Origin of the sequence: Pseudoalteromonas shioyasakiensis (assembly GCF_022398475.1) — a bacterium.
Taxonomy (GTDB): Bacteria; Pseudomonadota; Gammaproteobacteria; order Enterobacterales; family Alteromonadaceae; genus Pseudoalteromonas.
Map to the genome: position 1 here is coordinate 1 of NZ_JAKEVM010000121.1, position 13155 is coordinate 13155.

General features: G+C 42.4%; 7 protein-coding genes. 4 read left to right on the forward strand and 3 right to left on the reverse strand.

Annotated elements, in window-relative coordinates; all coding sequences use genetic code 11:
* Window positions 1–111: 111 nt before the first annotated feature.
* Window positions 112–1278 carry a DcaP family trimeric outer membrane transporter gene (locus tag L1D51_RS16875; RefSeq protein WP_054560892.1) on the reverse strand — a complete coding sequence of 389 codons (1167 nt, stop codon included), beginning with the start codon at window positions 1276–1278 and terminating at the stop codon, window positions 112–114.
* A 282-nt stretch (window positions 1279–1560) separates the two neighbouring features.
* Between L1D51_RS16875 and acs the strand changes: the two genes are divergently transcribed.
* Window positions 1561–3501 carry an acetate--CoA ligase gene (gene acs, locus L1D51_RS16880; RefSeq protein ID WP_209327155.1) on the forward strand — a complete coding sequence of 647 codons (1941 nt, stop codon included), beginning with the start codon at window positions 1561–1563 and terminating at the stop codon, window positions 3499–3501.
* A gap of 96 nt (window positions 3502–3597) precedes the next feature.
* Complete coding sequence (locus tag L1D51_RS16885; RefSeq protein WP_055021010.1) at window positions 3598–4248, forward strand: response regulator transcription factor; 651 nt, start codon at window positions 3598–3600, stop codon at window positions 4246–4248.
* Window positions 4249–4300: 52 nt separating this feature from the next.
* Here L1D51_RS16885 and purU read toward each other — a convergent pair whose 3' ends face one another.
* Complete coding sequence (gene purU / locus L1D51_RS16890) at window positions 4301–5131, reverse strand: formyltetrahydrofolate deformylase (protein ID WP_055021009.1); 831 nt, start codon at window positions 5129–5131, stop codon at window positions 4301–4303.
* 340 nt (window positions 5132–5471) lie between these two features.
* Between purU and L1D51_RS16895 the strand changes: the two genes are divergently transcribed.
* Window positions 5472–6833: a hypothetical protein gene (locus L1D51_RS16895; RefSeq protein ID WP_239964267.1), complete on the forward strand. Its 1362-nt coding sequence runs from the start codon at window positions 5472–5474 to the stop codon at window positions 6831–6833.
* Window positions 6834–6937: 104 nt separating this feature from the next.
* The gene (locus tag L1D51_RS16900) at window positions 6938–9541 is read left to right on the forward strand and encodes a DUF2339 domain-containing protein (RefSeq protein ID WP_239964269.1); all 2604 of its coding nucleotides are present in this window, start codon (window positions 6938–6940) and stop codon (window positions 9539–9541) included.
* 36 nt (window positions 9542–9577) lie between these two features.
* On the opposite strand, the gene L1D51_RS16905 is transcribed toward L1D51_RS16900, so the two are convergent.
* Complete coding sequence (locus L1D51_RS16905) at window positions 9578–13018, reverse strand: PAS domain-containing hybrid sensor histidine kinase/response regulator (protein ID WP_239964271.1); 3441 nt, start codon at window positions 13016–13018, stop codon at window positions 9578–9580.
* Window positions 13019–13155 lie beyond the last annotated feature (137 nt).

Consider the following 13155-nt stretch of genomic DNA (forward strand, 5'->3'; position numbering starts at 1 on the left):
CTGTTTAAGTGAATAATTATTTGCAAAAAAGTTTAAAGGGCACAGAAATATAAAAAGGAGATATAAAAAAAGCGGCCGAAGCCGCTTCAGGAAGTAAAATAAGTTTAAATCTTAAAATACGTATTTTGCAGAGAACTGCAGACGGTCCATATCGCCGTCAGCACCGCTTTCTAGCTCACGCTCAGCATGTTTGAATTCAACACCAAAGGTAAGCTTTTTAACAGGCGAATATAAAAGGTTGGCACTATAGCTTTGGCTCATTTCTGTAGGATCGCCAGTCACAGCAAGTAAATCTGTGTTGTTATCTGCTGAGAAGAATGAATAAAGGAAAGTTGAGCGCCATTGGCTGTTCCAGTGTTGTTGGTAGGCAATAAAACCTGATGTTGAATCAATTGCATCTAAATCATCACCGTCAAGCACCGCACCATGAGCCACATTTAAACCAACATAACGGCCTAAACCTGTGCCTTGAGTTAGCATAAATTTAAGGTTGTTTTGGCCAAAATTTACTTTACCTGAGGCGCTGATACCGAACGATGATGTATCTGCATCAATGCCATTTTGTTTATAAGTTAACTGGCGAGCAAGACCGGTAAATACTAATTCACCCCAATCAGCTTTATGCGCATAACGTGCTGTAAAGTCAGGCATTGATGCATCATCAGTGGCAACACGTGCACCGCCAACTGTGACTGTGCTCTCTGGGTTTTCGATAGAGAATGACCAATTACCGGTAGTGTAACGTGCCTGTGCTTGACGTACGAACACAGTACCTTCAGCAGGACCGACGAAATCAAGTGTTTCTGGTAATGCGCCAACGTTTTGGAAGTTTGACCAGGCTTGACCAAATAGCCAACCATCATAAGTTACAAATGCTTGACGAATACGAGGCGCGTAAGAGTTACTAACGCGTTCGTTACCGCCAGGTGCTGAAGCAATAAAGTCTATTTCAATTTTAGTTTTGATGGTTTTACCGTCGTCTAATTTTGTTGCTGTACCTAGGTTAAAGCGAGATTGGCGTGCATGCATGTCAAATACTGCATCGCTGTCGCTGTCTGCGCCTACAGGTGTTGTACCTGGTACATAGAAGTCACGGCCAATGCTGCCGCCAGCTGGTACGCCTGCAGAGTAATCACTCCACATAGCATCAAGTTTTACATAGCCACCATAAGAAACGTCTGTGTTACCGATGGTTGCGGCGTTAGCGGTACCTGCAAGTGCACATAAAACAGCTGAAGCTGTGAGTGTTTTTAATGCGGTTACTTTTGTTGTTGTCATAATGTGTATTCCTGTCGAAGCTACTTGTTGATTGCATTAATGTTGTTGTATCACTGTTGTTTAAGAAATGACTTCTCTCAATTATCTATTGGTCTATTAGACTAAGGTGGAATGGGTAGTTAAATCGCATCCAACCTAACATTGGACTAGATTATAGAAGGCAATTTTAAAGTTTTTTGTTAAATGACAAGATATACAACTAAGGTCTAATACTTTCAGGGGCTTTGCTGAGTGATCCTTGAAGCAGGCCGTAGGCAAGTAATTAAAATGGAGACGACAACAATGTCAGAAAGTATCTATCCAGTACCAGCGCATATCAAGAATGCAGCACTAGTTGATAACGATAAATATAATACACTGTACAAGCAATCTATTGATGACCCTGAAGGATTTTGGCGAGAGCACGGTAAACGCCTTGATTGGTCAACTCCTTATAACAAAGTAAAGAACACCTCATTCGACAAAGGCCACATCAGCATTCGCTGGTATGAAGACGGCCAACTTAACGCATCTTATAACTGTATTGACCGCCACCTTGCCACTAAAGCCGATAAAACAGCCCTTATTTGGGAAGGCGACAACCCTGAACACAACGAAAATATTAGCTACCAACAGCTTCACGACGAAGTAGCTAAGCTAGCCAACGGCCTTAAAAAATTAGGCGTATCAAAAGGTGACCGTGTTGCTATTTATATGCCAATGACACCGCAGGCTATTTACGCTATGCAAGCGTGTGCGCGTATTGGTGCTATTCACTCTGTAGTATTTGGTGGTTTCTCTCCATCAGCGATTGCTGACCGAATTAATGACTCAGGCGCTAAAGTGGTAATTACTTCAGACGAAGGTCGCCGTGCTGGCAACTGCGTACCACTTAAAGCAAATGTTGATGAAGCGGTATCACAAGACTCTGTAACCACCGTTGAGCACGTTATTGTTCATCAGCTAACGGGTGGTGAAGTTGAGTGGAATAGTCATGATGTTTGGTGGCATGAGCTTGTCGCTGACTTACCAGCTGAGTGTGAACCTGAACCAATGAATGCAGAAGATCCACTTTTCATTCTTTATACTTCAGGCTCAACCGGTCAACCAAAAGGTGTGGTTCATACTACCGGTGGTTACCTTGTTTATGCATCGATGACACATGAATATGTGTTTGATCTTAAAGAAGACGATATTTTCTGGTGTAGTGCCGATGTGGGCTGGATCACTGGTCACAGCTACATTGCTTATGGCCCATTAGTGAATGGCTGCACGCAAGTCGTATTTGAAGGTGTACCAACCTACCCAACAGCGGGCCGTATGGGTGAAGTAATTGATAAGCACAACGTGACTATCCTTTACACAGCACCGACTGCTATTCGTGCTCTAATGGCGAAAGGCGATGAGCCAACAGCGACTTCAACTCGTAACAGCCTTCGTGTAATGGGTTCTGTAGGTGAGCCAATTAACCCAGAAGCGTGGGCATGGTATTACGAGCATATTGGTAACGAAAACTGCCCAATCGTTGATACCTGGTGGCAAACAGAGACTGGCGGCATCATGATCACACCATTACCAGGTGCAACAGATATGAAGCCAGGCTCAGCAACACGTCCATTCTTTGGTATTGCACCAGCACTATTTGATGCTGAGGGTAATACACTAGAAGGCGCGGTTGACGGTAACCTTGTTATTTTAGATAGCTGGCCATCACAAGCACGTACAGTTTATGGCGACCATGAACGCTTTGAACAAACCTATTTCTCAGCATACCCAGGCGTGTACTTCACAGGTGATGGTTGTCGTCGTGATGAAGATGGCTACTACTGGATCACAGGCCGTGTAGATGACGTACTTAACGTATCAGGTCACCGCCTAGGTACTGCAGAAATCGAAAGTGCATTGGTTGCTCACGAAGCAGTAGCAGAAGCGGCTGTAGTAGGTTACCCACATGATATTAAAGGTCAGGGCATCTATGTTTACATCACTCCAAATGAGGGTGTTGTAGTGAGCGATGAGCTAACAAAAGAGGTACGTAACTGGGTTCGTAAAGAGTTAAGCCCAATTGCATCACCAGATATGATCCAATGGTCTCCAGGTTTACCGAAAACTCGTTCTGGTAAGATCATGCGTCGAATTTTACGTAAAATTGCGGCAAATGAGCACCAACAGCTTGGAGATACTTCTACACTAGCCGATCCGAGCGTTGTTGATGAGCTAATCGAAAACCGATTAAATCGTTAAAATTGCGTTAAAAACTTGATTAGAAGTTGATTCTAAACGTAGTATATCGGCTGTCACTTAGAAATAGGTGTCAGCCGAATTTATTAGGAGTGAACCATGAGTCAGTTTTTAATAGCGGACGATCATCCGTTATTTCGTGAAGCGCTGAAAGGGGCATTGAGTGCTAAGTTCGCTGATTTAGAAGTGTTTGAATCGGAAAACTTTGATACCACTTTGCAGGTGCTGAGCGAGCAAGAAGATCTTGATATCTTACTACTAGACCTTCACATGCCAGGCAATGGCGATTTATACGGCCTTATTCGCATTCGCGAAGACTATCCAAGCTTACCAATAGCTGTTGTTTCTGGCAGCGAAGACATCAATGTAGTTTCTAAAGTAATGGGTTATGGTGCGATGGGATTTATTCCAAAATCATCTTCATCAGATGATATTGCGCTGGCAATCAACCACATACTTGAAGGCGATGTTTGGCTTCCACTGGAACTCAAAGATAAAGTGGCTGGAGTAGATGGCGAAGACAAAGAAATTGCAGCGCAAGTGGCTTCACTAACGCCGCAGCAATACAAGGTGTTGCAATACTTACACGAAGGCTTGTTAAACAAACAGATTGCTTACGAGTTACATATTTCCGAAGCAACCGTTAAAGCACACATTACAGCAATTTTTAGAAAGCTAGGTGTGTATAATCGTACTCAAGCGGTATTAATTGCCTCTAAGTTACAATTAGAGCCTATTGAGTCGGCATAACAAAAGATAATAAAAACAATAAAGAGGCCATTCAGCCTCTTCATTTTATTGCTTAAGCGAACACCACGGTTCGATTACCATTGATAAACAGTTTATGTTCAGATGCGAGCTGCAACGCTTTGCAGAACACTGTTTTCTCTACATCTTTACCCATTTTTGCCATCATCTCTGCGGTATCCGCATGACTGACATGCGTCACATCTTGTAAAATAATCGGCCCTTCATCAAGCTCATTATTAACAAAATGAGCGGTCGCGCCAATAATTTTTACACCGCGCTCAAATGCCTGATGGTAAGGCTTTGCGCCAATAAAGGCAGGCAAAAATGAATGGTGAATATTAATAATCTTACCTTCAAAGCGCGCCACAAATTCAGGGCTTAAAATACGCATATATTTAGCAAGGCCAATAATGTCAGGCTGATAGCTGGCTATTAAATCACCGACTTGTTGATCATGCTCCGCACGGCTTAAGCCTTCGTGCGATACCACATGAAATGGTACACCAAAGCCTGCAGCCAGTGGCGCTAAGTCGGCGTAGTTGGCAATCACAGCCAGTACTTCGATGTTTAAGGCTTTTTCGAATTGCTTTAGTAATACACCACCTAAACAGTGCGCTTCTTTGGTAGCAAGCAATACCACTTTGGTTTTTTCGCTGCTGTGCAGGGCAAGCTCTGCGCCATCAGGAAGTAGCTCAGCAAGACTTGGTAAAAAGTCATCTGAAATAACGCCGCTTAACTCTGTACGCATAAAAAAGCGTTTAGCGTCTTTATCTACAAATTCGTTATTACGTGTAATATTTAAATTATGCTGATGACAAAGGCCGGTGATCTTGGCAATTAGACCAACATCATCATCGCATTGTGTGGTTAAAATCGTGTTCATAGTCCTCATTCTAATCCCGTTTGTGTGAACACCATTATTTGCTAATTTTTTTGTGCTGCATAGCGCAAATTTGACTATCTAATAATTTATCTGATTTGATTGTATAAGCGTCTAAAATGTAATCATTATTTACTTTTCGTGTAAAAGTAAGCTGCTTTCACTATAAATGTGATTTTATGTCCATAATTATGATTAATTAAGTGCTTTTCTACATCATTTTCTACACTTTTTAACCTTATCGTAAGTAACTGTAAGTGAAGGTAATAGTTTGTAAAACATAGAATTTTTTCGCATTATTCGAGTCAGAATGGGGTATTACAAACAATAAGGAAAAAATTCCATGAAAAGCACTCTGCTTAAAACAATTGTTGCCTCAAGTTTGCTTTCGGTACTGGCTGCCTGTTCAAGCGATGACAGTAGCAGTAGCAACAGTGGCTATGTGCAACTGTACAATGGCTCTTACAATAGTCCATACACGCGTTTATTTGTTGATGACACTGAACGTTCGGGGGCTGATTTTGGTGATGTATCAACTCGTCATAACTACAGTTCGGGGGAGTATGATCTCAGTTTTGAATATGTTGATGCCAACGATAGTTATATCATCATCGACGAAGAAACCATCAAAATTAAAAATGATCAAACTCAGTTGCTAGTAATGAACGGTGATTTTGCTGAACCAATTTTTACTGAGCTCAGTGTGCCGACGTCAAGCGATGAAGATGAATTCAATGTTGGCTTTTTTAATATCGTTGGCGAAGATAACCTTTACGATGTATACGTTGCCACTGACGACGGTTTATTTGATACCGCTGAGTTATTAATGACTTCGCAATACCTCGTTGAGCCAGAATTAGCGACGCTTGAGGAAGGTTATTACACTATTTATATTACCGCTAGCGGCAGCACTGATGTGATTTTTGAATCACCAACCGTGTACTTTAATGATGAAGCAACGTACATGGCGATGATCCGCCCAAGTTATGCAACAGAAGAAGATGGCATTACGCTTGATGTTGTGACGGCTAGTAGCTCAGTAACACAACTAAACCACCAAGACGCGCAAGGTCAGTTGCGTTTTATCAATACCATCGATGATTACACGCAAACCCAGTTTAAAGTAACCCGAGGCACAACGGCGACCAACACCGAAGTTGTTAGCAACGATAGTTACTCTGAATACATGAGCATGTCACCAAATAGTTATAGCGTCGCTATGTTAGACGAAGCGGGAGACACAATTGTCGATAACTTCTTAATGACATTAGAGCGTGAGCAAAGTGCGGTTGGCCTTTTCTACAATGACAAAGATTACGGGCCTCGTATGATGACCATTGAAGAAAACCTAACTCCAAGCAGCTACAGCCACGCAGTTACTGTGGTTAACTTAATTGATAGCTATGCAGGGCAAGAGATTGACGAAGTTGATGTGTACTTCACCCTCAATGGTGAAACGGTTGAAGATACCAGCAATGTTGTTGAAGGGTTAGATCAATACGACCAGCAAGAACAGGTGGTTGATAACGAAGTTTATACAACCTATGTGGTCTATGAAGACAATGGTCAACAGATTGTGCTATTACAACAAAGCGATATGGATTTTACCGAAGAAGGTAACTATATCTTAGTGATTGAACACGATGAAACCACAGACTCAGGTTTTAAAATGACCTTAGAGCGTACGGTGACTGAACAGTCTTAACCGGCTAAAACGCAATATCGTTGTTTATTTACTCTTGCTAAGTGTTTATTGTATAAACAATTAAGGCTTTTGCTTTTTGTTTAAAGCGTACACAAGGAGAGAGTATGGATGGCGGTATTGCGTTACTAATATTACTAGCACTAGTTGTTGTAGGTGGCTCCATTGCGGGTATTTTTGCCTTTTTTCAACTCTCCAGTTTAAAGCGAGAAGTAGCTGCTCTTCGAGTCAAACTTAACGCGACATATAGTCATAATCCACAAGCAAATACTGCAAATCAGTTTGATAATTCAAACGACGATCTGACTGACACTTCAAAATTTGAACCAGAGCCTGTAGTCATTAGTAAGCCGATTGAGGCTATCCCTAAAAAGCCAGAGCAAACAAAACCCAAGCCTGAGACTTTAAATCCGCTAGTAAGCCAACTCGTTACACAAATCAAAGCCAATTGGTTAACTTGGGTAGGAGCGGTTGCACTTGCCTTTGGCGGTATCTTTTTAGCCCGCTATTCACTGGAGGCAGGCTTATTATCCGAAACCATGCGACTTACGCTTGGCGCTATTTTTGGTTTGAGCTTAATTGTCGCGGCTGAGGTCTTACATCGCAAAGGTATTATTTTTGATGGGTTTAGCAACTATATTCCCGCAGCGCTGGCAAGTGGTGGTTTTATTAGTTGTTTTGCATTGACCTTGCTGGCCTATAGCCATTATGGCTTACTGCAAGCTTTACCGGCATTTAGCATTTTAACCTTAGTTTCTGTAGCAGCAAGCTGGATGGCACTGCGTTTTGGTCCTGTGCTTGCGGTCATTGGTGTTATTGGTGCCTACAGCGTGCCGGTTTGGGTCAATAACGGGAGTAATGACTTTATAGCACTGCTAACCTATGTTGCGTTTGTCAGTGTATCGGCTTCGCTAGTCGCGCATTACGTAAAACGGCATTGGTTGTGGTATCTGTTATGGGCAGGTCACTTAGGCTGGTATTACTTAGTTGCAATGGGTGCAGCTAAAAATCTGCATTGGTTTATTAATCTTTATGCTCTATTTAGCATCGTATTGTTAATTGCGATTCCACGCCTAGGGCTGAGTATTAAACAAATAGAATACCGTCCACATCGCTTTAAAACACTACTTAAGCAACTGCCCGACAACCCTCTGTTGATAGCTGTTGTCGTGCCACTTTATCTTTTACTCATGAGCAGTAACCAACTGCTTACTTGGCAGCTTAGTATGTTGTCGTTAGTGGCTTTACTGCTTCTTTTGGTATTAAAAAACAGTGCATGGGATCACTGGCTGATGCTAGCTGTGTTGAGTGTGGTGTGTTTGCTTACAGGGCAACACAATGCTGTTGATTACTCTGAGCAGCTTTTTGTATTTCGGCAAAATTACGGAGCAGGGCTGTTTTTTATTGCTTTGTTCGCGGGTTATGGGTTTTTGTTTGGTCGTAAATACCCTAAACGCTTAGGTTTTGCTTTACTCGCTTCACTTTCAAGTTTTGTGATTATTAGTTGCTTATATGTTATCACTCCCGATCATGCCTTGATGACGGCGTATCCGGTTTGGTGCTTTGTATTATTGGCTCTGTCTGCTTGGTTATTTAAGTTATCAGTCAATAGCACTAATCCGATGCGGGTATTTAGTTACTGGCTTGGCGGTAATGCCAATATTAGCTTAGCGTTAACCATGCTCCTTGAAGGCAGCAGCTTGACCTTAGCGCTTGCTGCGCAAGTGTTGTTGATCAGTTTTTATGTCAAGAAACAGTCACTCAGCATACCTACTTGGCCGCTTAAGGGCTTAGTTGGCGCTTTACTAGTTAGGTTAAGCTTTGCACCTTGGTCAACTGATTACAGTGATGCGTTGCTGCTCGGTGTGCACTGGAGTTTGGTTGTATACCCAGTATGCGCTTGCTTATTTTACTTTGCAGCGAGGCACTGGCAGCAGCAATCTGTTCGGGTGTGGCTAGAAGGTGCAACGCTTCATTGCATTGCTTTATTTATTACCACAGAGACGAGCTATCAGTTGGTGGGGCACTACCCAGACTTTGAGAGCTTGTCTGTGTATGAGCATATTTTATTAACCTGTAACTGGGGTATATTAGGTTGTGTTTATTTACTGCGTTCACGCTTTACAGCGCAATTGGCAAAACTCTATCAAGTAGCAGGTTTTGCGTTATTAACACTGAGTGGCTTACTAATACTGAAAAGCTTTACTGCTGTAAATCCGTTTTTTGAGCCGATAAATATAGGCAGTTGGCCGATTATTAACTGGTTACTATTACTTTGGTTAGTCCCCGCCTGTATTGCAATTTGGGCAAGCCAACTGACTAAATCTCAGCACTATTTACAAAAGCTGTTTACAGCACTTGCAGGTGTGATGAGTGTTTTATATATCAATGCGGAAATTCGCCATAACTGGCAAGGCGAGTTTATAAATATTGCTTTGCCAACTTCAGATGCCGAGCTTTACAGTTATTCTTTAGTTTGGCTTGTTATCGGTGCCTTGGTGGTTGTGGTGGGGCAGTTAAGAACCATTACGGTATTACAAAAGCTCGGCCTTGGCTTATTGGCGCTGGTGGTGTTAAAAGTGTTCTTGATTGATATGGCAAACTTAACCGGGTTGTTGCGGGCTATTTCGTTTATCGGCTTAGGCTTATCGTTAGTTGCGCTTAGTTGGTTGTTCCAAAAATTTAAGGCAAAGCCTACTGCTTTGCCTTAAATCGGTGTTGTTAAAAACGTTGGTTAAGCACTATTGTTAAGTACTATGGTTAAGCAGTGCTTTGAGTTTTGCGGGCTTAACGGGTTTACTAAGGTAATGAATTTGCTCTTCTTTGGTTTGCTGTTTAAGGGCTTCATCACGCACCGCTGTGATTAAAATGGCAGGCACTGGACTTTGCCAAATTTCTCTTAGGGTTTTAATAAGGGTTATGCCATCGCAATCATGACCCAACTGGTAATCCATTAAGATAACATCGGGCGCTCGGTGCTCTTTGGCATAGGCCATCACGGTTTCAACTTGATCAAAGAGCTGATAATTTGCCTGCCACTTTTGCAATAGGCTTGCCATGGCATTAAGGTTTTCAGGGTCATCATCCACTGCAATAATGTTCATCGCACTGCGGTTCTCAACCCCTTTTTTAGGCGTATCTTTTTGTTGAATAAATTGGCTTTCACCATAAGGTACTTCAATACTAAAGCGACTACCTTTGCCAGGCGTTGAACTGACATCTAAACGTAAAGAGAGTAAGTCGGCCATTCGTTTTACAACTCCTAAGCCAAGGCCAACCCCTTTGTTATCTCCCGCTTCAATACGGTAAAAGTCATTGAAGATTTTCGCTTGCTCTACTTCTGTAATGCCGGGACCTGTGTCCCATACTTCAATCCGTAAATGATGTTTGCGTTTGCGACAAGCAATTAAAACTCGGCCACTATCGGTGTATTTAACCGCATTTGACACCAAGTTTTGAATAATTCGTCGTAAATAAGTGATATCACTGTGAACGATAACTCCCTTTGAACGTACCGTCAGTTTTAAGCCTTTTTCGCTCGACATAATGGCGTATTCATTTTTCAGCGGGGCAAGTATGTCATCAATACTAAAGTGACGTGGAGTAGGGGTCATTGCTCCTTGCTCGAGCTTGGCAATTTCTAACAGCGCCGACATCAAATGCACCGTTGAATCTAAGCTTGCACCCAGCTTTTCAAAGTTATTTAAGTTGTTGCTCGAAAGGGTTTTATCATCAATAGCAGCAAGATATAGGCGCGCCGCATTCAGCGGTTGTAAAATATCGTGGCTAGCCAAGGCTAAAAATCGCGTTTTACTGTCATTAGCTTGCTCAGCCTCTTTTTTGGCTAAAGTAAGTGCTTGCTCAGTTTGTACTCGGCTATCGATTTGTGCTTGTAAATCTTTATTGATAGTACGGATTTCTTGAGTACGCGCTTCAATGCGGTTTTCAAGATCCATGTTTACTTCTTCAAGCGCATTTTGCGTTTCGATATGCGTGGTAATATCAGAGAAACTTGTTACAAAGCCGCCATCTGGCAGTGGGTTACCTATCATTTCGAACACTTGGCCATTACGGCGGTGGCGAATAAAGTGATGGGGCGAGCCGTTTTTAAGATGCTGCACGCGCTTTTCTACATGGCGTTCAACTTCACCGGGGCCACATTCACCGCGTTCGGCATTGTATCTAAGCACATCTTCAATTGGTTGGCCTACTTCGAGAAAGTCATCTGGGTAGGCAAACATCTCTGCGTAGCGCTTATTCCATGCTACTAAATTAAGTTCTTTATCAACAACCGAAATACCATGGCTGAGGTTTTCGAGAGAGGTAAATAATAAGTTTTGATTAAATTGCAGGGCTTGTGTGGTTTCATCAAAAAAGTTAACCACTTCTTCAAAGGCCATACGTTTACCAGAAGCAACCGTGTGGATCAGCGCTTGTGCTGAAGAGGCACCAAGCACACCGGTTAAGGCGCGCTCACAATAAGCAATAAACTCAGGTTCTGGGTGCGCGTTGTTGTCATCTAAGTTATGCGACAACGCAAAGTGAGCCAGCACTTGCTGCGAGCGCTGCACACCTAAGAAGGTTTGTAGCAGTACTTTAAAGTCGTAAACAGTGGCTTTTACGTTTTTATTTAAACGTCTGGCGAATACCGCTTGCTCTTTTGGATTTACAAAGGCAGCTGCTTGAATTTTATCAATTAAACGCTCATCTGCACCGAGCGAAAAACTAATGTAACAGCCAATATTGGCAAATAAGGCGATTAGGGTGCCACGAGTAATAAGTGTTTGTTGCAGCTCTGCGTTTAAGGTATTGCCTGCATCTAAAATAGGCAGCATTAAGAACAAAACCCAGCAAATAAAGCCTGCTAATAATCCGGCATAAACCCCATAAGCATGGCCTTTTCGCCAATATAGGCCACCCACAATCGCAGGAAGTAATTGCGATACCAAAGAAAAGGCCACTAAACCCATGCTAGCCAGCGCTTTACCATGGCCAAACCATTGCTGGTAGAAATACGACAAAATCAAAATGCCAGCAATTGTGAAGCGTCTCACTAACAGGATTTGCGACTTATAGCTGCTAGTAATGAGGTTACGTTTAAACTTACGACGCAGCATTAACGGCAACACTACATCGTTTGAAATCATGGTACTGAGCGTGAGTGTGGCTACAACAATCATCGCGGTAGCCGCTGATAGACCCCCGATAAATACAAAGGTCGTTAAAAAGGCGTTTTCGTGCATCAGCGGTAGGGCTAATACAAAGCTATCTGGTGAGAAGCCACTGCCAATGCCTGGGTGAATAGCTGCCGTTGCAATAGGGAAAATCATTGCAGCAGTTAGTAACAAATACAGGGGGAATGCCCAGCGGGCTGTATAAAGGTGTCGTTTATCTTGGTTATCGACCACAGTTACGTGGAATTGCCTTGGTAAACAGATAATCGCCGCTGCCGCCATTAATGACTGGCCGATAAAGTTAAAGCTAAAAAAGTCGAAGTTCTGCCAGTGCTTCCAAATAGAGCCCGTTAGCTGCTCGGTTTGCACCGTAGTTAAATTAAATAATGTGTATAAAGCAAGCCCCGCTACGGCCACCAAAGCTAGTAACTTAATCATAGATTCAAAGGCGACAGCGAGCATTAGCCCTGAGCGATATTCGGTTACATCGACTTTACGAGTACCAAAGAATATCGCAAACATTGCCATAATGAGTGTCGCCGAAAGGGCGAGCATAGAGCCCGAAATACGATCGTCGTTTTGCAGTAGTAAGAAGCTGCTACTCAGTGCTTTTAATTGCAGTGCGATATACGGAATAGTCGCCAATAAAGCGATAATTGTCACCATAATGGCGGTGGTTTGCCGTTTACCATAGCGAGCTGAAATAAAGTCGGCGATGGTCGTGATATTTTGCTTTTTACTGACCAGTACTAATTTGCGTAAAAACCCTTGGCCAAAGAAAAAAAGCAACGCAGGGCCAATTAAAATAGGTAAGTAATTCCAACTGCTGGTGGCTGCTGTACCAACTGAACCGTAGTAGGTCCAAGACGTACAGTAAATCCCTAATGAAAAAGAATAAACAAATGGGTGGTGACTAATTCTTTTAGCAAGAGGAGTGGTTTTGTCTCCCCAATTTGCCAACCAAAACAACACGCCAATATAGGCGAGTGCAACAAATAAAAGCGCAGCTGTCATGTTTAAATTCAGTAATTATTGTAATAACACTACCTTACCAGAATTATGCGCGATTTCGATGGCAAGATTTTTTGCAATAATAATTAATAAAATGCAAGTTATTGAAAATTAATAAATAGTACTGTTTTATGTATCTT